The following is a 19,984-nucleotide window of genomic DNA, read 5'->3' as shown; positions in this document are numbered from 1 at the left end:
CGCACTTTGGCAATAAAAGTGCGGTATTTTTTATTGAAATTTTAATTTAGTTAAACATCGCAGAAATAGATTCTTCGTTGCTAATGCGGCGAATGGCTTCTGCCAGCATGGAAGAAAGCGTAAGCACGCGAACTTTACCGATCGCTTTTATTTCTTCTGATAGAGGAATCGTGTCAGTAACTACAACTTCATCAATGGCATCGCTGGCTAAATTTTTGGCTGCTGCACCAGAGAAAACGGCGTGAGTTGCATAAGCAAAAACACGTTTTGCACCACGTTCTTTTAATGCTTCTGCCGCTTTACAAAGCGTACCGCCAGTATCAATCATATCATCAACCAAAATACAATCACGATCTGCAACATCACCGATAATATGCATCACTTGTGCTACGTTTGCACGAGGGCGACGTTTGTCAATAATAGCCATATCCGTATCATTTAATAATTTAGCGACAGCGCGAGCACGTACAACGCCGCCAATATCTGGGGAAACAACAATTGGATTTTTAAGATCAGATTTTTTCAAAATATCGTGAATTAAAACTGGCGAACCAAATACGTTGTCTACGGGAACATCAAAGAAACCTTGGATTTGTTCTGCGTGTAGGTCACAGGTTAAGACACGGTCAATACCAACAATTGAAAGTAAATCTGCCACAACTTTAGCGGTAATAGGCACACGAGCAGAACGAACACGACGATCTTGGCGAGCATAGCCGAAATAAGGAATTACGGCAGTAATACGACCAGCAGATGCGCGACGTAACGCATCTACCATCACAACCAATTCCATCAAGTTATCATTGGTTGGCGCACAAGTTGATTGGATGATAAATACATCCGCACCACGCACATTTTCATTAATTTGAACTTGAATTTCTCCATCGCTGAAACGAGCGACTGTTGCATCGCCTAGTGAAATATATAAACGTTCAGAAATACGTTTTGCAAGTTCAGGTGTAGCATTACCCGCGAAGAGTTTAATGTCAGGCATTTTATAAAACCTCAGGTTTAGATTGTCGATGAGTATGAGTTGATGATAGCTGCTTCAACATTGCGTGCAAGGGAGACACATTGAGTCCTTTAGCGACGAAACCAAAAAATGCTTCTGGTTTTTTTCTAAATACCGCTTGCGCTTCTGCTTCATGATCAAATTCAGCAAAAACACAGGCTCCCGTTCCTGTTAATCTTGCCGGCGCATATTGTAGCAACCAGTTTAACGCTTTTTCAACGTTTGAATAATGATTTATCACAACTTTTTCGCAATCGTTTTTATAAGGTTCACTCAAAAGTTGTTCGAGGGATTTTTTCGGTGTATTACGTGGTAAATTTGGATCTTGAAAGATGACAGCCGTCGATATTGAATCATCGGGTTTTAATATAACAAACCATTTTTCGGCAGGTTCACAATAAGTGATTTTTTCCCCAACGCCTTCAGCAAAAGCTGCGTGTCCATGTACAAATATTGGCACATCCGCGCCTAATGTTAATCCCAATTTTGCTAGTTCATCAATGGATAAATTGGCTTGCCATAAATAATTTAAAGCGACTAATGCGGTTGCTGCATTGGATGAACCACCACCAACACCGCCTCCCATTGGAAGAATTTTATCTAAATGAATATTCGCACCCAATTGAATATTGGCTTTTTCTTGTAAAAGTTTTGCGGCTCGATAAATTAGATTATTTTCCGTTTTTAGATTTGGAATTTCTGGCGTTAAAACAATTTGATTATCTTGTTCCCGAATACTAATGTCTAACCAATCGCCAAAATCTAAAAATTGGAAAAGCGTTTGTAATTCATGATAGCCGTTCGGCAATTTTCCATTGATATAAAGAAATAAATTCAGTTTGGCTGGGCTAGGGAAGCGTAATGGCTGCCCATTTGATTCTGTTGTATTTTGGCAAAGTGCGGTAGAAAATTGATGTGATTTCATTAATGTATTCATTAGTAAATCCACTCGTCTACGCGAATTTTTAAGGTTTGTTTCGTGCTGTCATTTTTCAGCAAAATATTTTCAGGCATCGAATTATTTGAGTGATAGGTTAGATAATCTGCCGTCCATTGAGAACCATCCACATGATAAGTAAATGCACCAAGTAAATGGTTGGTGCCAACTTGATAATCTGCATTCATTGCTGGTTGGCCTTTCAACCAATAAACTAAATGTTCTAAAGGAATGTCCATTCCAATGATCTCTTGTAATAATTGTTTCGCATTGGCTGCAGATTGTTGATTACCGTTGTTATCGGAAATTGTCATCCCGCTTTGATGCATTTGAATCAACAGGGTAGATTTACTGATTAAAGAATAGAGTTTAAGCGTATAAGATTTTGGATTTTGGTATTGCCATTCAAAGCGGCTAGAAAAACGTTCTGTAGGACTGATATAACCAATTTGTCCTTTGGCTTGATAGGATTGAATTTTTTGAATCTTTTGTAAATGTTGTTGCCATATCGCATCCGTTTTATCAATGTATTGTACATTAGTAGGACGTTCCATATCTAATGTGCAAGCGGTTAGAATCGCAGTGACAAAAAGTGCGGTGAGAAATTTAAACGTTTTCATATTATTCATCAAGTTAATAAGCTCGCATATTTTAAGGATTTAGTTTAATTGAGTAAAGTTACTTTTATTTGTTAATTTGTTGGGTAATTCGTTTTTGTTTGTTTAACCGCTAAGATTCTTCGTTTCGTTAATTCATTTTTGATTGCTTGTTTCTCAAATCCATCGGCAATAACTTGCTGTACATCTACTTCATTTGCCGTATGTAATAACTGATTGATGTAATCTATTTGTGGATAGTCTTTAGTTTCAAAACCAGTTCTACCTCGAGTATCAGCTAGACATACTTGTAGAAATTCTTGAAAGCGTTGTGGTTTTCTCCACACATCAAAACGATTAAACAGCGTTATGACGGTTTCAGCTCGAAGCTCAAAGGCTTTGTGAATATGCGTGTGAAATTCACAAGTCAGTTCTGCAAGTTCTTGAAAATAACTTGGAACCTTCAAGCGTTTGCACAATGATCTAGTCGGTTTTATGCCAGCTTGTTCATGCCCATAATGATGAGGAAGAATATTTTGAGGTGTAAGAGCCTTGCCAAGATCATGACAAATAGCCGCAAAACGAACCTCACTTTTATTTAGGATAGGGTTATTTTCAGTCAAATTAACCGCTTGTTTTAATACCAACATGGTATGAATAAAACTGTCCACTTCGGGATGATGTTTTACTGGATTTGGCACCCCATGAAGGGCATCAATTTCAGAAAATAAAACGCTTAATGCGCCTGTTTTATGTAAGGTTTCAAAATAAATTTCAGGATTTTTTTCGTTTAAGGCTTTTTCTGTTTCTAGCCAAACGCGTTCCGCCGTGAGATGTTGTAATTCTCCCGATAGGGCAAGTTCTGTCATTAGAGCTAATGTTTCCGAGGCAATTTTGAAACCGAGAGAATGATAACGGGCTGCAAAGCGTGCCACGCGCAATACACGTAAAGGATCTTCTGAAAAAGCGGGAGAAATATGGCGTAAAATTCGATTTTCTAAATCTTGTTTTCCGCCATAAGGATCGATAATTTCACCGTCTTCGCTTTGAGCCATCGCGTTAATAGTGAGATCTCGTCGAATTAAATCTTGTTCTAATGTGATTGTTGGGGAGAAATCACAAATAAAGCCAGTGTAACCTGCGCTAGATTTACGTTCTGTTCGGGCAAGCGCATATTCTTCTTTTGTTTTAGGATTGAGAAAAACCGGAAAATCTTTGCCTACTTGCTGATAACCGAGAGAGAGTAGCGTAGCGGGGTCTGTGCCTACCACAATCCAATCACGATCTTTTACTGGTAACCCCAATAATTGATCGCGAACAGCCCCTCCAACCAAATAAACTTTCATTCGTGATTATTCCCAGCCATCACGACGGCGACGTTTTGGTAACACATAAGGAATGAGCAAGCCGAAGAGTAAGCCTACGCCTAATACTGAACCGCCATAAATAAACCATTGGATCGCAATTTCTCGTTTACCTGCATCAAGTATCGCTTCTAAATCACGATTTTTATTTTTGGTCATTTCAAGTTCACGTTTCAATTGTGAATTTTGTTCTAAAAGATCCGCACTTTGTTGCTCAGCTTGTTTGGTTCGACGTTGCATTTCGACGGTACGCTGTTGCCAATCGCCATCTAAACGACTAAGTTTTAAGGTTAATTCTTGGACTTGCGCTTTTAATTTTGGATTTTCTTCTTTACTACTTGGCGTGCTACTTAAGTCTGAATTTAAAATCCAAGCTTCACGATTTTTATTGTCGCGAATGAGTGTGTATTTGCCTTGGCGTTCTAATACATTCACCGCTTCGCCTGCTTGAATTGAACCTGCAATTTTAAATTGTTCGCCAGCACCACGACGTAAGAAAGTACTTAAATTTTCAGTAACATATTGGGTTTCCGCATAAGCAACATTTATTGATGTACTTAAAAGTAAAGATGAGATTAAGGCTTTATAGATCTTTTTCATTTTTTCCCCTTAAACATCACAACAAAAGTGCGGTTAAAATTAACCGCACTTTTTATTGAGATCAATTAATTAAAGATAGTTCTTAGCACATAGAAAATAATAATGGCGAAAAATGCGCCTGCTGGTAATGTGACAATCCAAGAACTAATGATGTTTCGGATAACCGTTAAATTCAGTGCTGCGATACCACGTGCAAAGCCGATACCTAAAATAGCTCCAACAAGTGTTTGTGTTGTTGAGATGGGTAAGCCTGTGCCTGATGCCACGACAACGGTCATCGCTGTAGCAAATTGAGCAGCAAAGCCACGGCTTGGCGTTAAATCGGTAATCCCAGATCCAACAGTCGCCATCACTTTTTGTCCCATAGTAATTAAGCCTACTGCAATACCTAATGCACCTAGTGGTAAAATCCACCAAGTTAAGGCTCCACCTGAAACAATTTTACCGCCTTCATTTACAATAGAGACCACTGCAGAAAGAGGGCCAATTGCATTGGCTACGTCATTAGAACCGTGCGCAAATGCCATCGCACAAGCGGTTAATAACATTAAAATACTGAAGACTTTTTCTACTGCACCAAAAGTGCCTTTGTTTGCTGATTGAGTGAAGGTTTTGCTTTTAAAATAGAAATGGAAGAAAAACATTCCGATAAGACTGATGGCAAGTGAAATGATTAAAGTTTCACTGTTTGAAAGATTTAAGCCTACGTGTTTTAAGCCTTTTTTCATCGTCACGATACAAAGTACAAATACGGTTATCCCCATATAATAAGGGCCATATTTTTTTGCATTTTTTAGTGGTTGTTCGGTATCAAAAATAAGTTTTTGCGTACTTGCAAAGATTGCATAAGCCAAAATACCCGCAATGACAGGCGTGACAAACCAGCTACCAACGATGCTGCCAATCTTTGACCAATCTACAGAACTAGGGCCAATCGTAATACAGGCAAATCCAATAATTGCACCAATAATAGTGTGTGTACCAGAAACTGGCCAACCCATTTTGGTTGCAATAAATAACCAAGCACCCGATGCAAATAAGGTTGAAAGCATACCTAGAGCTAAAATATCTGGCGTATCGACAAATTGCATTGGATCGATTACACCACTTTTAATGGTTTGTGTTACTTCACCACCTGCTAGATAGGCACCAGCAGATTCAAAAATTAATGCGATAATAATTGCTTGTTTGGCGGTTATGGTACCAGATCCTACTGATGTTCCCATTGAGTTTGAGACATCATTCGCTCCAATTCCGAACGCCATAAAAAAGCCAAAGGCTGCTGTGATCCACACCAACCAAGAACCATATTGACTAATAATTTCCATAGTTTATTTCCTATGTTTTGTTGATTATGAACGCGCGAGCATTAATTCAATGCGCGAACCGACACGTTGTGCTTGGTCAGCCAAAACGCCAACCCATTCAATAATTTTATATAAGAACATTACATCAATTGGATTATAACGGCTTTCGATGGTGTAAAGCATTTTACGCAATTTGATCTGCATTTGGTCTGTATCATCTTCAATTGAATCAAGTTCTTGAATCATATCATTGACTAATTTGAGTTCACGGCCTTTAAAACCCGTTTCTAATAGCTTATCCATTTCTTCTATTACTCGGTGAGCTTGATGAATAGCATCTAAACTTCGTTTTACGTAATGTAAGAATTCTTCTTGCATTTCTTCAGGAATACCAAATTGACGACCAATCATACGGCCTGCAATATCTTTGGCATAATTGGCAAGTTTATCTTGTTGCGTGACTAATTCTAAAAGATCAGTACGATCGATAGGTAAGAATAAACCACGTGGCAATTTCAATCGAATTTCACGTTTTAAACTATCTGCTTCGCGTTCACATTGAGAAATTTCTAAGCGTTTTTCTTCCGCTTGTTCCCAATTCTTTGAGAAAGTAGTTTGAAAAAAAGGAATCAAAAGATCGCTACATTCGGTCACTTTTTCAGAGTGTTTTTGTAACGGTTTGAGAGGCGAATGGGCAAATAATCCGAGAATATTATTCATTGCCATAAGTGATTTACTCCAAATTAAGGGGTTAAAAATTCGTGCGCATATTACCCGATTTTTGTTGATAGTTAAAATTTTTCAAAAAAATTTGTAAGAAAAAAGGTTTATCTTCGACTAAGTAAGCAACTGGGTAATATTTCCTAGTGTGGTAAGATAAGTAACTCAATACACTTTTCGCTTTAAAAGCGAGAAAATTTGAAAGGTAAAAAAATGAAGGATTGTAAGATGCAAGGTATCGGCAGTGGCGTAAGTTTATTGATTTTACGCTTTTTTCTCGCGTGGGAATTTTTTGAATCAGGATTAGAAAAATGGAATGGACAAAATTGGTTCGCTGAAATACAAGATCGTTTTCCTTTTCCATTTAATCTTATTCCTGCCGATATTAATTGGCACGTTGCAATGGGATCAGAATTAATTTTCCCATTCTTGCTGATATTTGGGGTACTAACACGTTTTAGTGCATTAAGTTTAACGATTTTAATCTCTGTCGCGTGGTATAGCATTCACGCCGATTCAGGTTATAACGTATGTGATAATGGTTATAAATTACCATTAATTTATGTGGTGACTTTATTAATCTTAATTACGCAGGGAGCGGGGAAACTCTCTTTAGACACGCTTATTAAGAAGGTTTATCCAACTAAAAGCTGGTTGAAATTTCTCTAATTATTTATTCAAAATTCAAACTCTAGGAGATTATTCAAATGAAAAAATTAGCAACATTAACAGCATTAGCAGGTGCATTAACGATGGCAGTAGCGACAGCAGCACAGGCTGAATCAAAGTCAAGCAGTACTGATAATACAGCAACATCTTGTGTGGGCGATAAATGTGTCAAAACAAAAGCTGCAGAAGGTAAATGTGGTGAAGGCAAATGCGGTGCAGACAAAGCTAAATCTGCTGAAGGTAAATGTGGCGAGGGTAAATGTGGTGCGAGCAAACCGAAAGCTGCTGAAGGCAAATGTGGCGAAGGTAAATGCGGTTCTAAATAAGAATAATAATTATGCTGGCGTAACAATTTATGCCAGCTTTTATTAAAAAGGAGTTAATTATGAAATTACAAGGCGCTGGACTAGGTTATCGTCGGAATTTAGCTGAGGATTTTTTACAACTTCCCTCAAATAACGCTATTCAATTTATTGAAGTCGCACCAGAAAATTGGAGTAAAATGGGTGGAATGGCACGTTATCAATTTGATCAAGCAGCAGAAAGATTTCCGTTAGCAGTACACGGTCTTTCACTTTCTTTAGGTGGGCAAGCACCACTTGATCGCGAATTACTCCGTAATACGAAAGCATTAATTAATCAATATAATTCGTCTTTCTTTTCTGAACATTTAAGTTATTGTGAATGTGAAGGGCATTTATATGATTTATTACCTATGCCATTTACAGAAGAAGCAGTAAAACACGTTGCACAACGAATACGTGATGTGCAAGATTTCTTAGGATTACAAATTTCATTAGAAAATACTTCTTATTATTTGCATTCTCCTACTAGCACAATGAATGAAGTGGAATTTTTAAATGCTATCGCACAAGAGGCTGATTGTGGCATTCATTTAGATGTGAATAATATTTATGTTAATGGTGTTAATCACGGATTGCTTGATCCTTATATCTTTTTAGATCAAGTTGATGTTAAACGTGTTAATTACATTCATATTGCAGGGCACGATGAAGAACATTCTGCTGCACAAGTTGTAGAGAATTCAGCAAATGAATCATTTAATAAAGTAAAAGGAGCATATCGCCATTTACCTGAATTATTAATTGATACACACGGAGAAGCTGTAAAAGGCACTGTATGGGATTTACTCGAATATGCCTATCAACGACTACCTACGATTCCTCCAACATTATTGGAGCGTGATTTCAACTTCCCACCATTTGCAGAACTTTACGCCGAAGTTGAGCATATTGCACAATTACAGCAAAAATACGCTCACACAGAGGTAATGTCTTATGCTGCCTAAGTCATCATTGAAAGAAACTCAGCAAGCATTGGCAAATGCTATTCGGTTAGGTAATGCAGATCCTTTAAATGGTTATGCTGCAAGCCGTTTAGCGGTATATACACGTTTAGTTCGTAATAATGCTTTTGGTTTTATTGATCGTTGTTTTGTTGAAGCACCATTGCATATTGAGCCAGAGTATTGGAAAAATGCTAAAGAAAATTTTGTGCAAAATGGTAATGCCCATTCTCCTTATTTCCAAGATATTGCAGGAGAATTTCTCTTGTTTTGTCAAGAAAAAGAGATATTTGATACAAATATATTGGCATTGATGGATTTTGAAAATACACAATTACTCGCAGAAGTTTCTTTAGCCAAAGTGCCTGAAAAATTTGAGTGGAATAGACATAGCGTAATGCAATTATCTGGTGCAGCTTATTTAAAAAGTTATGACGTTGATTTTTTATCAAGTGACTTTAAACAATTTGATGATACGCCAATTCAAGTTATTGTATGGCGTGATAGTGATTTTAGGATTCAGCAACAAATCCTTTCAGAGTTAGATTACTGGTTGTTAAGTTATCTACAAGAACAACCAAATTCATTAGAAAATGTTTTGTCTGCTCTTAATACAATGGTTGAAGACAGTACCTCAATAATCCCATTATTAGAGCAAGTATGGATGAAATGGGTTACATCTGAAGTAATTTACCCCGAACAAAGATAAAATTTTTGAAAATGCTGAGTAAGATGAAAATATTCATATTTTCATCTTACTTATTTTAATTGACATTTCACAATTATTGCTAATTTAGATTAGTAAATATTCACATTTTAATCTGGCTTTGTTATTTAAAATTATCAATATTATCCGATGAAATCTGTTTATGTTTTTCGGATTATTTTTTTATTTAAAAGTCGCAATATTTTAATCACAATAAATAAAAATTCATTTATAGCTATTTAATATGTAAAGTAAAACACCACAAAAATCTTGATTTATTTCTATTGTATTGTATATTTAACCAGTTAATTTAAATGGAGAATATTATGTTACAAGAAATTGAATTAAAATTGGCGATTTCGCCACAAATAGGTATTGAATTGCCACAATATCTTGCAAAATTTACGATTTTAGAACATCAAAATTTATTTTTGGGTAACACCTATTATGATTATCCCGATCATTTTCTTGCTAAACAAAAAATGGGGTTGCGTATTCGTCAAGAAGATCAAGAACTTACATTAACGCTTAAAACTAACGGCGAAGTTGTTGGTGGATTGCATAGTCGTCCAGAATATAATTTACCATTAACCGAAAAAGAAACGCCAACCAATGCGCAATTAAGAGAACTTTATTCTTTTGAACAATTACCTAGTTCTACACTACAACCTATTTTCTCCACAGATTTTAACCGCACTTTTTGGTTAGTTGAATTTCAACAATCCAAAATTGAAGTGGCATTCGATCAAGGCAAAATTATTGCAGGCGAATATGAACAGCCTATTTGTGAAATTGAATTTGAATTAAAATCTGGCAATGTGCAGGATCTTTTTGATTTTGTGGAAACTTTGCCTTTTGAAAGGGATATTTATTTTAGTAGTGCAAGTAAAGCGAAGCGTGGTTATTTGTTAGGTTCAAAACAATTTTTGACGGATTGGCTCAATAAATGGCGTGATTTTTTAAAAGAAGAACGAGAAGAAAGTGCGGTAGATTTTTGTGCAAAATTTAATTCTGTGTTGAAAATGGAACAGAAACTTTTGGAAGAAACCTTATCATTTTCTCCCGTACTTTTTAGCCAAGATTTTATGAAAACAGTGGAGCGAGTCGGGGCATTTTTTAATCTTTATCATTATTATGATGAAAATGGGAAAATCTTAGAAGCGGTGGCAACAGAAAAACAAAAAGAAACGCGCTTACCAGCTTTGTTAGAAAGCAATCAGAAAATCTTTGCTGAAATCCGTGATTTGATTCGTTTTCATAGTGAAACGAAAGACAATGAAAAAACTATTGAAAAATTGACCGCACTTTTGAAAAGTCGAGTTTATTTTGAGCGAATGATCAAATTAATGGAATTATCTTATGACCTAGGGTAGGTATACCCTAGGCTAATCTCAGTGCTACTCCGTTGGGGTAGTTTGATGTTCCTCAAAGGGGGAACCACTATAACTATAATTAACCGTGGGTATACTTACCCACGGGAAGTTATCCACGGCAAATACGGAGAATAAAATGGCTAAAGCCCCGAAAACAGCTTATGTATGTAACGATTGTGGTGCGGAGTTTTCTCGTTGGCAAGGGCAATGTTCCGCTTGTAAAGCGTGGAATACAATCACGGAAGTGCGGTTAATTTCCACGGCAAAATCAAAAAATGATCGTTTTAGTGGTTATGCGGGGGAAACTCAGGCAAAAATTCAAACGCTCTCTGAAATTAGTTTGCAAGAAACGCCTCGTTTTTCCAGTGGTTTTAGTGAATTAGATAGGGTTTTGGGCGGCGGGATCGTACCGGGGAGTGCGATTTTAATTGGTGGGCATCCTGGTGCAGGGAAAAGTACATTGTTACTACAGGTTATGTGTGGTTTGGCAAAAAATATGACCGCACTTTATGTAACGGGAGAGGAATCATTACAACAGGTTGCGATGCGCGCAAGCCGATTGGGATTACCAAATGATCAATTAAAAATGTTGTCAGAAACCTCTGTGGAACAGATTTGTAATTTGGCGGATCAATTAAAACCACAAATTATCGTGGTAGATTCTATCCAAGTAATGCATTTGGCAGATATTCAATCATCGCCAGGAAGTGTGGCACAAGTGCGTGAATGTGCTTCTTTCCTCACCCGTTATGCGAAAACTCGCCAAGTGGCGATTATTATGGTTGGACACGTCACGAAAGACGGAACCCTTGCAGGGCCTAAAGTGTTAGAGCATGCCATTGACTGTTCATTGTTATTAGAAGGCGAAGCCGATTCTCGTTATCGTACTTTGCGTAGCCATAAAAACCGTTTTGGTGCAGTCAATGAATTAGGTGTATTTGGAATGACAGAGCAGGGTTTGCGCGAAGTGAAAAATCCATCGGCGATCTTTTTAAGTCGTGGTGATGAGATTACATCGGGCAGCTCCGTTATGGTGCTTTGGGAGGGTACTCGTCCTCTTTTAGTGGAAATTCAAGCCTTGGTGGATCATTCAATGCTGGCAAATCCTCGCCGTGTTGCGGTGGGATTAGAGCAAAATCGCTTAGCGCTATTACTGGCGGTTTTACATAGACACGGAGGTTTGCAAATGGCGGATCAAGATGTTTTTGTAAATGTGGTTGGTGGTGTAAAAGTCAGTGAAACCAGTGCAGATTTAGCTTTGTTGCTTGCGTTAATTTCAAGTTTCCGTAATCGCCCTTTGCCGCAAGATTTAGTGATTTTTGGCGAAGTTGGATTAGCGGGAGAAATTCGTCCTGTGCCAAGTGGACAGGAACGTATTAGCGAGGCTGCAAAACACGGTTTTAAACGTGCTATTGTTCCTTTTGGTAACAAGCCGAAAAGTGCGGTCGAAAATATGCAGGTTTTTACTGTGAAAAAACTCACGGATGCGCTCGCTGTGTTAGATAATTTATAAAAAATCATCGCCTACTGAAAATGAAAGGAAAATTCTGTAGAATAGTTGTTCCTTTTTATGTGCAAAGAAATAAAGAAAATGGAAAAAAAACGAAATAAAGCATTGGATGCGATAGATATAAAAATTCTGAATGAATTACAACGCAACGGTAAGATTTCCAATATCGATTTGTCGAAAAAAGTGGGGCTTTCGCCAACACCTTGTTTAGAGCGAGTTAAACGTTTGGAAAAACAAGGTGTGATTATGGGGTATCGCGCACTGTTAAATCCAGAATTATTGGATGCGCCATTGTTAGTGATTGTTGAAATTACATTAGTACGGGGTAAGCCTGATGTGTTTGAAGAATTTAATGCAGCGATTCAAGCGTTGGAAGAAATTCAAGAATGCCATTTGGTATCGGGCGATTTTGATTATTTATTAAAAACTCGTGTGGCAGATATGGCGGAATACCGAAAATTGCTAGGCACGACATTGTTACGTTTACCAGGTGTAAATGACACGCGCACTTATGTTGTGATGGAAGAAGTAAAACAAACCAATTTCCTTGTATTGAAATAATATGATTAAACAAATTACAGAACGATTTACGCCAAGACAGTATTTAGCGGAATTTTTGCTGGGATTAACCGCACTTTTTGGACTTTATTTGATTGTTGCTTGGTCAAGTTATACGCCCCTTGATAATTCTTGGGCAACAGCCAGTGCGTATGGAAACACAATTAATAAAGTAGGTTCATTTGGGGCGTGGATAATCGATCTTTTTTTTGTTTTTTTAGGTTATGTTGCCCATATTATTCCTTTCACCGCTTTTCTCGTGCCTATTTATTTATTGAAAACAAAAGCAGTTAAACAGCTTTCCTGTACTCGAATTATTTTACGTAGTTTTGGCTTTACCATGCTGATTATTGGGCTTTGTGTAGTGAGTATGTTGCTTTTATCAAGTAATACTTTTTATTTGAGTGGCGGCGTATTAGGCGGATCGCTTGTTGTAAATTGGTTTTATCCCGTATTAGGTAAATTTGGTTCAATTTTAATTGGTTTTGTGCTTGCTTTAATTGGTTTTATTTTTTGTTCTGGCGCATCATTAATTCGATTAATTGTTGCATTTTATCATTGGCTAACAATGAAAAATGAGCAATCAGAAAATGCCAAACAAGAAAAATCAACGGAAGAATTAGAGCAAATTGTGATTGTAAAATCAGATCGTTCAGAAACAGAAAATCTAGATCAAAATTATCTCAATGTAGAACAAAATAGTGAGATTGAAACTCAAAAATCATCTTTAGAGGCAGAAGAAAGCTCAGTTGAGCAACCTTCGCATTTAATTAATATTCATGGTTTAAATCCAGAGGTTTCTATAAAATCAGAATATGAACTTGCGAACGAAGAAAATGAAAAACCGCAATTTTCTTTTGGGTTTGATTCTGAAAGTTTGCCTAGTGTGAATTTATCGAGTGATTCAGATGAACAAAGGGTAAGCAAAAATGATTTTGTCGCAGCTTGGAATAAGCCTGTAAAAACAGTTGTTCAAGAAGATTTAGTAATTAATCAAAGTGCGGATGATTTTACTCAAGTTTCTTTGCTAACAAAAGATGAAATGCCAACAGTTTTATTAAGACCCAGTCATGAATCTTTGAATACTGAAATGGTAGATTTAGAAAAAGATGGAGTGAAATTTAACCTATCCTTACAGGATAATATGGAAGCCGTTCAATTAGACAAAAATCAAGAGCCTAATTATAAAGGTTATAGCGGTAGCTTGATTCATCCTGCATTTCAACAGCAAACAACAAAACGTGAAAAACCGAGTACACCATTACCTAGTTTGGATTTGCTTTTAAAATATCCGCCAAATGAACAACGCATTACACCAGATGAAATAATGGAAACCTCACAGCGTATTGAACAGCAATTACGCAATTTTAATGTAAAAGCCAGCGTAAAAGATGTGCTTGTTGGCCCTGTTGTTACGCGTTATGAATTAGAATTACAGCCGGGTGTGAAAGCATCAAAAGTCACGAGCATCGATACCGATTTAGCAAGAGCATTGATGTTTCGTTCTATTCGTGTGGCAGAGGTTATTCCAGGTAAACCTTATATTGGTATTGAAACCCCAAATCTTCATCGTCAAATGGTGCCATTACGTGATGTGTTAGATAGCAATGAATTCCGTGATAGCAAGGCAACTTTACCTATTGCTTTAGGTAAAGATATTAGTGGTAAACCAGTCATTGTTGATTTAGCAAAAATGCCACATTTATTGGTAGCAGGTTCTACGGGATCAGGTAAGTCTGTTGGTGTGAATACGATGATTCTAAGTTTACTTTATCGTGTTCAACCAGAAGATGTGAAATTTATTATGATTGATCCTAAAGTCGTCGAACTTTCTGTTTATAATGATATTCCGCATTTACTGACACCAGTTGTAACGGATATGAAAAAAGCCGCTAATGCGTTGCGTTGGTGCGTAGATGAAATGGAACGTCGTTATCAGTTGCTTTCAGCTTTACGCGTACGAAACATTGAAGGCTTTAATGAAAAAATTGATGAATACGAAGCAATGGGAATGCCTGTGCCAAATCCAATTTGGCGACCGAGCGATACGATGGATGCAATGCCACCAGCGTTGAAAAAATTGAGTTATATTGTGGTTATTGTCGATGAGTTTGCTGATTTAATGATGGTAGCGGGTAAGCAAATCGAAGAGCTGATTGCACGGTTGGCACAAAAAGCGCGAGCTATTGGTATCCATTTAATTTTAGCCACACAACGCCCCTCTGTGGATGTGATTACTGGTTTAATTAAAGCAAATATTCCAAGTCGCATTGCCTTTACGGTGGCAAGTAAAATTGACTCACGCACTATTCTTGATCAAGGGGGGGCAGAAGCCCTTTTAGGGCGTGGAGATATGCTTTATTCTGGACAAGGTTCATCTGATTTAATCCGTGTACATGGAGCCTATATGAGTGATGATGAAGTCATCAATATTGCCGATGATTGGCGAGCACGTGGTAAACCTGATTATATTGATGGAATTTTAGAAAGCGCAGATGATGAGGAAAGTACAGAAAAAGGGATATCAAACGGTGGAGAATTAGATCCACTCTTTGATGAAGTAATGGACTTTGTTATTAATACTGGTACAACTTCAGTATCTTCTATTCAACGTAAATTCAGCGTAGGTTTTAACCGAGCAGCGCGTATTATGGATCAAATGGAAGAACAAGGGATTGTCAGCCCAATGCAAAATGGTAAGCGTGAAATTTTATCGCATCGTCCAGAATACTAATTTAAAAGGAAAGTAAAATGAAAAAAACAACCTTAAAATTTGCCGCACTTACCTTACTTGGTTTGAGTAATTTGGCATTGGCTGATGCGGCAAGTGAATTACAAATGCGTTTAGCTAAAGTCGATGTATTAAGTGCAGAATTTGTGCAAACAGTGACTTCTGGAAGTGGAAAAAATGTTCAACAAGGAAGTGGCAAACTTCAAATTAAACGCCCAAATTTATTCCGTATGGAGACTAAAACCCCTCAAGAAACCCAGATTATTTCTGATGGTAAAACCTTATGGTTCTACGATCCATTTGTGCAACAAGTGACCGCACAATGGGTAAAAAATGCGGTAAATAATACTCCTTTTGTTTTGCTTACCAGCAATGATAATAGCCATTGGCATCAATATACGGTAACACAACAAGCGGACACCTTTGTGTTAAAACCAACTTTATCCACAAGCAACATTAAGCAATTTGATATTCGTGTTGATGCTAATGGAATATTGCGAAATTTCAGTACGACAGAGAAAGATGGTCAAACCAATCTTTATGTTTTACGTAATATCACTAATCAAACCTTGTCTGATAGCTTGTTCCAATTCAAGCCAGAAAAAGGCATTGAAGTTGATGATCAACGCAAAAAATAATGAATGATTATTTGAAATAAGGGCGTAGAAATACGCCCTTCAATTTTGTGAGAAATAAAAATGTCTAACCTCAATTTTGATTTTGTCGAAAATGATTTTCGCCCACTGGCGGCCAAGATGCGTCCAACGAGTCTAGAACAATATTTTGGGCAAAGCCATTTAATTGGCGAGGGCAAGCCACTGCGAAAAGCTATCCAAGCTGGCCATATTCATTCTATGATTTTGTGGGGCCCGCCAGGTACGGGGAAAACAACCCTTGCAGAAATCATAGCACAACGTATTAATGCAGAAGTAGAGCGAATTTCTGCGGTGACGAGTGGTATCAAAGAAATTCGTGAAGCGATTGATCGTGCAAAACAAAATCGTCTTGCGGATCGTAAAACTATCTTATTTGTGGATGAAGTCCATCGTTTTAATAAAAGCCAGCAAGATGCATTTTTACCGCACATTGAAGACGGAAGCGTTATTTTTATTGGGGCGACAACAGAAAATCCCTCTTTTGAGCTAAATAATGCGTTGCTTTCTCGTGCCCGAGTGTATGTGCTGAAATCACTCACAACGGCTGAAATTGAACAAGTTTTGCAGCAAGCTGTAGAAGATCCTGAACGAGGATTGGGTAAAGAGCGGTTAATTTTAGAAGAGAATTTACTGCAAGTGCTTGCCGAATATGTTAATGGGGATGCACGATTAGCCTTGAATTGCCTCGAATTAATGGTGGATATGGCAGATGAAATGGAAAATGGAAAGAAAATTGACCGCACTTTATTAAAAGAAGTCTTAGGCGAACGTCAAGCGAGATTTGATAAACAAGGTGATCGTTTCTATGATTTAATTTCTGCGCTACATAAATCTGTTCGAGGTTCTGCTCCAGACGCTGCACTGTATTGGTATGCAAGAATTTTAACGGCAGGTGGCGATCCTTTATATGTCGCGCGCCGATTACTTGCCATTGCTTCAGAAGATGTGGGAAATGCAGATCCTCGTGCTATGCAAGTTGCATTGGCTGCTTGGGATTGCTTTACTCGAGTGGGGGCTTATGAAGGAGAGAGAGCCATCGCCCAAGCCATTATATATCTCGCAGTAGCGCCAAAAAGTAATGCGGTTTATACTGCATTTAACACAGCAAAACAGCAAGCGAAAGATTTGCCCGATTACGATGTTCCACCACATTTACGCAATGCGCCAACTAATTTAATGAAAGAGCTTGGCTATGGGGCTGAATATCGTTATGCTCACGATGAACCTAACGCTTATGCGGCAGGCGAAAATTATTTCCCACCTGAATTAAAAGATACTCAATATTATTTTCCAACGAATAGAGGTATGGAAATTCAGATTAAGGAAAAACTAGAACGATTACGTGAGCAAGATAAAAGTACGGTGAAAAAACGGTATAAATAATATTTATTTAGGATTTTTTTAGAATGGAATGAAAGTGCGGTTAATTTTAAAAACCTTTTTGAAATTGACCGCACTTTGGGTTGCCTGTTATAAACTATTAATTTTCTGATTGGTTATGTATATTTTTGCCATTTCTTCTAATTTGTTTACATCATCTTTATCATTAAAAATTGTTTTTTCATTTACAATTTTTGTCAAAATTAATTTCATTTCATTGTGGTTTGAAGGTTTACAATAAGATAACACTAAATTTGCCCATTGAGTTATACGATCATCTTTAATGTAATTTCCCCAAAGTTCAGTTAGAATATTTTCAGGAGTTTCTAAAATAAATTTTTTAATTGCAAGAATATTGTTCTCTACTCTCTTTAATACAGCAGAACAAAGATGTGTTTCACCACAAGTATCAGTTATTTTTTGTTGCCCTCCTGCAGAAAACTCATCTCTTAAACTAGTGTTTATTACTCCATGTTTAGTCACTAGCCATAGTGCGAATTTATCATATTTATTTCTAGGATTTCCTAAGATCGTTTCAGGGAAGAAAGCATATGCTTGAGCAATTAACATATCTCGCTCATATTTTTCTATTACCTTCCAGTGTCTAACTTTGGGAGGGGCAATATCATCTAAAACATTGTTTGAAGTCCACCATAAACTTTCACCTTCTATTAATAGAGATTTATAGTATTTAGCTACAGGAGTTATTGGATTATCTAATTCTCGGAGAGAATCATATGTGGTCTCCATTTTTTCAAATATGCTCTCCCCCTTTTCTAATAACATATCTATTTTATATCTAGGGTAATGGGTTACAGCTATATCACATAAACACGACTCATATGGTTTGGATAGGAATTTAATATTTCCACCTAATTTACCAAATGTTAAGAAAATTTTTTCTATATTTGGAATTCGTGTAGACTCAAGAATAGAACTGCCAATTGAAGTCCATTTATCTCCTTGTGTACTTTTTACTTCAATACCATAATATTGACTAGCTACAATGTCTGGAAAATGTTTCCCTGATACTAAACTAATAGTGTCTTCGAAAGGAGTATTTTGAGCACAATAACAAATAGCCTCATATACATCTTTTTCTAAATCAATACCACTACGTTTCTTATAGTATGCAACCCTATTTTCTGCATCATGATTAAGAAAATTATCGACTCTATTCATTAATGACGTGAATTCATGTAAAGGTGGATACTTATTTTTAGAGAAAATCATAAATAAATCCTATTTAAAATAAAGATTCCATTTTTTTTCTATATTTTTAGCAATATTATAAGCTAATATACATGGTACCGCATTGCCAATAATTTTATAGGCATTACTGGCTGAAACAGAAACGTTTTCTGCTGTTTTAGGTAAAATAAATTGGTATCTATCAGGAAACGTTTGTAATCTAGCACATTCTCTTATAGTAAGACGACGTTCGAGCATGCCTTTAGATAATTCGTTAATATATTTCCCTCCATGCTCTATGCTTAGCCTACGATATTCAATATTACCATGATGTTCAGATCGGATTGTTGGGCCAACAGAATTAAGTTTAATTTCAACCTGCCCTTGACAATGGTTTCCCATATATTTGGCTTTTGAATATTTTTGTTGAGAGGGGTCTTTGCTAAAATTGGGTTCTTGTAGATTTATAAATGCATCGGCGCATGTAACAACAGCTTTCAAATTTTCTTTTCCATGAGTTGGGGGAGGATATGGATTGTAATCCTCAGCAATATTTTCTTTTTGTAATTCTTCTAAAGCTTTTTTATTTAGCGCATTTTTTTTAAAACCAAAAAAAATGACACGCTCACGTGATTGAGGAGCTCCATAAAACTGAGCATTTAATACTTGAGCTGGTACAACTAAGTATCCTTCGTCACTAGCTTGACCAAAATCATGTTCAATAATTTCTTTTACATCTTTAAGGTTCGTTAATCCTTTTACATTTTCAGCTATGAATAATTTGGGTTGAGTTATAGATATTACTTCTCTCATCCACATGTATAATTGTCCTCTATTTTCAATTGAGGGTTCATCTATATTTGATATTTTTCCATGATGATTTTTGTGAGAATCAAATCCTAATCGTTTTCCGGCTACAGAAAAATCTTGACAAGGAAATCCACCTGTTAATATATCAATGCCTTTTGGGAAAATATTGTGAGTTTCCCGTTCTTTTTTTACAAGATCAACAATGCTTTCTAAGTGGTAGATTTCGTTTGCATTCGCTTTTTGGTCTAAGAAATAAGAAACCCATGCTGCTTTAGCATCAGGTTTAATATCATTAGCAAAAATTGTCTCAAAAGAGGTGGGCGAAACGGTAACCCATTCATTTTCTGTGGAGCTGATCCATTCAGGGTGGAGCTCCTCATTAATAGATTTTTTTAGACAAGAGAAATTACCTTCAAATCCGATATCCATTCCCCCACAACCTGAGAATAGAGATATTAGTTTCATTTATCCCCCGAAATTACATATGGAAATGCGTTTAGATATTGATAAAAGTGCATTTATATCCTAATTAGAGTTAATGTTAGAACAATAGTTATA

General features: G+C 36.8%; 19 protein-coding genes. 10 read left to right on the top strand and 9 right to left on the bottom strand.

The window, feature by feature from the left end; genetic code table 11:
• Positions 1 to 46 precede the first annotated feature (46 nt).
• From K6J66_RS08315 to K6J66_RS08285, 7 genes are all read right to left on the bottom strand, one after another.
• Positions 47 to 994 (bottom strand): ribose-phosphate pyrophosphokinase, encoded by a 948-nt coding sequence (locus K6J66_RS08315; RefSeq protein ID WP_038439956.1) that lies wholly within the window; start codon positions 992 to 994, stop codon positions 47 to 49.
• A 1-nt stretch (position 995) separates the two neighbouring features.
• Positions 996 to 1,937: a 4-(cytidine 5'-diphospho)-2-C-methyl-D-erythritol kinase gene (gene ispE, locus K6J66_RS08310; RefSeq protein ID WP_038440258.1), complete on the bottom strand. Its 942-nt coding sequence runs from the start codon at positions 1,935 to 1,937 to the stop codon at positions 996 to 998.
• Positions 1,938 to 1,948: 11 nt separating this feature from the next.
• Positions 1,949 to 2,569, bottom strand: coding sequence for a lipoprotein insertase outer membrane protein LolB (gene lolB / locus K6J66_RS08305; RefSeq protein WP_038439955.1), 621 nt, complete (start codon positions 2,567 to 2,569; stop codon positions 1,949 to 1,951).
• A gap of 71 nt (positions 2,570 to 2,640) precedes the next feature.
• Entirely contained in the window at positions 2,641 to 3,891 is a 1,251-nt protein-coding gene (locus K6J66_RS08300) for a multifunctional CCA addition/repair protein (protein ID WP_110442506.1), read from the bottom strand.
• A gap of 6 nt (positions 3,892 to 3,897) precedes the next feature.
• Positions 3,898 to 4,509 carry a TIGR04211 family SH3 domain-containing protein gene (locus tag K6J66_RS08295; protein WP_005664583.1) on the bottom strand — a complete coding sequence of 204 codons (612 nt, stop codon included), beginning with the start codon at positions 4,507 to 4,509 and terminating at the stop codon, positions 3,898 to 3,900.
• Positions 4,510 to 4,574: 65 nt separating this feature from the next.
• Complete coding sequence (locus K6J66_RS08290; protein ID WP_005664582.1) at positions 4,575 to 5,837, bottom strand: inorganic phosphate transporter; 1,263 nt, start codon at positions 5,835 to 5,837, stop codon at positions 4,575 to 4,577.
• A gap of 24 nt (positions 5,838 to 5,861) precedes the next feature.
• Positions 5,862 to 6,542: a TIGR00153 family protein gene (locus K6J66_RS08285; RefSeq protein ID WP_005647270.1), complete on the bottom strand. Its 681-nt coding sequence runs from the start codon at positions 6,540 to 6,542 to the stop codon at positions 5,862 to 5,864.
• A gap of 222 nt (positions 6,543 to 6,764) precedes the next feature.
• Here K6J66_RS08285 and K6J66_RS08280 point away from each other — a divergent pair, with 222 nt between their 5' ends.
• The 10 genes from K6J66_RS08280 (at position 6,765) to K6J66_RS08235 (ending at position 17,428) form a co-directional block, all read left to right on the top strand.
• Positions 6,765 to 7,205 (top strand): HvfX family Cu-binding RiPP maturation protein, encoded by a 441-nt coding sequence (locus tag K6J66_RS08280; RefSeq protein ID WP_005653243.1) that lies wholly within the window; start codon positions 6,765 to 6,767, stop codon positions 7,203 to 7,205.
• A 38-nt stretch (positions 7,206 to 7,243) separates the two neighbouring features.
• Entirely contained in the window at positions 7,244 to 7,531 is a 288-nt protein-coding gene (hvfA, locus tag K6J66_RS08275) for an oxazolone/thioamide-modified RiPP metallophore HvfA (protein ID WP_038439952.1), read from the top strand.
• A gap of 59 nt (positions 7,532 to 7,590) precedes the next feature.
• Entirely contained in the window at positions 7,591 to 8,514 is a 924-nt protein-coding gene (locus K6J66_RS08270; RefSeq protein ID WP_005647267.1) for an HvfB family MNIO-type RiPP peptide maturase, read from the top strand.
• Positions 8,504 to 9,220 carry an HvfC family RiPP maturation protein gene (locus K6J66_RS08265; protein WP_005664578.1) on the top strand — a complete coding sequence of 239 codons (717 nt, stop codon included), beginning with the start codon at positions 8,504 to 8,506 and terminating at the stop codon, positions 9,218 to 9,220. Before K6J66_RS08270 ends, K6J66_RS08265 begins: the two co-directional genes overlap by 11 nt.
• Before the next feature lie 323 nt (positions 9,221 to 9,543).
• Entirely contained in the window at positions 9,544 to 10,590 is a 1,047-nt protein-coding gene (locus K6J66_RS08260) for a CYTH domain-containing protein (protein ID WP_038439950.1), read from the top strand.
• A gap of 136 nt (positions 10,591 to 10,726) precedes the next feature.
• Complete coding sequence (gene radA, locus K6J66_RS08255; RefSeq protein ID WP_005691269.1) at positions 10,727 to 12,103, top strand: DNA repair protein RadA; 1,377 nt, start codon at positions 10,727 to 10,729, stop codon at positions 12,101 to 12,103.
• A gap of 78 nt (positions 12,104 to 12,181) precedes the next feature.
• Positions 12,182 to 12,661: a leucine-responsive transcriptional regulator Lrp gene (gene lrp / locus K6J66_RS08250; RefSeq protein WP_005664572.1), complete on the top strand. Its 480-nt coding sequence runs from the start codon at positions 12,182 to 12,184 to the stop codon at positions 12,659 to 12,661.
• Position 12,662: 1 nt separating this feature from the next.
• Positions 12,663 to 15,392, top strand: coding sequence for a DNA translocase FtsK (locus K6J66_RS08245; protein ID WP_038439949.1), 2,730 nt, complete (start codon positions 12,663 to 12,665; stop codon positions 15,390 to 15,392).
• A 17-nt stretch (positions 15,393 to 15,409) separates the two neighbouring features.
• Positions 15,410 to 16,027, top strand: a complete 618-nt coding sequence (gene lolA / locus K6J66_RS08240) for an outer membrane lipoprotein periplasmic chaperone LolA (protein ID WP_005687700.1) — start codon at positions 15,410 to 15,412, stop codon at positions 16,025 to 16,027.
• A 60-nt stretch (positions 16,028 to 16,087) separates the two neighbouring features.
• On the top strand, positions 16,088 to 17,428 hold the full coding sequence (locus K6J66_RS08235) for a replication-associated recombination protein A (RefSeq protein ID WP_005687702.1): 1,341 nt from the start codon (positions 16,088 to 16,090) through the stop codon (positions 17,426 to 17,428).
• Between the two features lie 87 nt (positions 17,429 to 17,515).
• Here K6J66_RS08235 and K6J66_RS08230 read toward each other — a convergent pair whose 3' ends face one another.
• Together K6J66_RS08230 and K6J66_RS08225 are read right to left on the bottom strand one after the other, a co-directional pair.
• Complete coding sequence (locus K6J66_RS08230; RefSeq protein ID WP_038439947.1) at positions 17,516 to 18,658, bottom strand: hypothetical protein; 1,143 nt, start codon at positions 18,656 to 18,658, stop codon at positions 17,516 to 17,518.
• 9 nt (positions 18,659 to 18,667) lie between these two features.
• A complete protein-coding gene (locus K6J66_RS08225; RefSeq protein WP_038439946.1) occupies positions 18,668 to 19,891 on the bottom strand; it encodes a DNA cytosine methyltransferase in 1,224 nt (407 codons plus the stop codon).
• Positions 19,892 to 19,984: the final 93 nt, after the last annotated feature.

Origin of the sequence: Haemophilus influenzae (assembly GCF_019703545.1) — a bacterium.
GTDB lineage: Bacteria > Pseudomonadota > Gammaproteobacteria > Enterobacterales > Pasteurellaceae > Haemophilus > Haemophilus influenzae_E.
This window is presented reverse-complemented; position numbering and strand designations above follow the sequence as displayed.

Excerpts from the sequence above, each read along its gene's own strand:
- K6J66_RS08315 (WP_038439956.1), bottom strand. The coding sequence starts at position 994 with ATGCCTGACATTAAACTCTTCGCGGGTAATGCTACACCTGAACTTGCA.
- ispE (WP_038440258.1), bottom strand. The coding sequence starts at position 1,937 with ATGAAATCACATCAATTTTCTACCGCACTTTGCCAAAATACAACAGAA.
- lolB (WP_038439955.1), bottom strand. The coding sequence starts at position 2,569 with ATGAAAACGTTTAAATTTCTCACCGCACTTTTTGTCACTGCGATTCTA.
- K6J66_RS08300 (WP_110442506.1), bottom strand. The coding sequence starts at position 3,891 with ATGAAAGTTTATTTGGTTGGAGGGGCTGTTCGCGATCAATTATTGGGG.
- K6J66_RS08295 (WP_005664583.1), bottom strand. The coding sequence starts at position 4,509 with ATGAAAAAGATCTATAAAGCCTTAATCTCATCTTTACTTTTAAGTACA.
- K6J66_RS08290 (WP_005664582.1), bottom strand. The coding sequence starts at position 5,837 with ATGGAAATTATTAGTCAATATGGTTCTTGGTTGGTGTGGATCACAGCA.
- K6J66_RS08285 (WP_005647270.1), bottom strand. The coding sequence starts at position 6,542 with ATGGCAATGAATAATATTCTCGGATTATTTGCCCATTCGCCTCTCAAA.
- K6J66_RS08280 (WP_005653243.1), top strand. The coding sequence starts at position 6,765 with ATGCAAGGTATCGGCAGTGGCGTAAGTTTATTGATTTTACGCTTTTTT.
- hvfA (WP_038439952.1), top strand. The coding sequence starts at position 7,244 with ATGAAAAAATTAGCAACATTAACAGCATTAGCAGGTGCATTAACGATG.
- K6J66_RS08270 (WP_005647267.1), top strand. The coding sequence starts at position 7,591 with ATGAAATTACAAGGCGCTGGACTAGGTTATCGTCGGAATTTAGCTGAG.
- K6J66_RS08265 (WP_005664578.1), top strand. The coding sequence starts at position 8,504 with ATGCTGCCTAAGTCATCATTGAAAGAAACTCAGCAAGCATTGGCAAAT.
- K6J66_RS08260 (WP_038439950.1), top strand. The coding sequence starts at position 9,544 with ATGTTACAAGAAATTGAATTAAAATTGGCGATTTCGCCACAAATAGGT.
- radA (WP_005691269.1), top strand. The coding sequence starts at position 10,727 with ATGGCTAAAGCCCCGAAAACAGCTTATGTATGTAACGATTGTGGTGCG.
- lrp (WP_005664572.1), top strand. The coding sequence starts at position 12,182 with ATGGAAAAAAAACGAAATAAAGCATTGGATGCGATAGATATAAAAATT.
- K6J66_RS08245 (WP_038439949.1), top strand. The coding sequence starts at position 12,663 with ATGATTAAACAAATTACAGAACGATTTACGCCAAGACAGTATTTAGCG.
- lolA (WP_005687700.1), top strand. The coding sequence starts at position 15,410 with ATGAAAAAAACAACCTTAAAATTTGCCGCACTTACCTTACTTGGTTTG.
- K6J66_RS08235 (WP_005687702.1), top strand. The coding sequence starts at position 16,088 with ATGTCTAACCTCAATTTTGATTTTGTCGAAAATGATTTTCGCCCACTG.
- K6J66_RS08230 (WP_038439947.1), bottom strand. The coding sequence starts at position 18,658 with ATGATTTTCTCTAAAAATAAGTATCCACCTTTACATGAATTCACGTCA.
- K6J66_RS08225 (WP_038439946.1), bottom strand. The coding sequence starts at position 19,891 with ATGAAACTAATATCTCTATTCTCAGGTTGTGGGGGAATGGATATCGGA.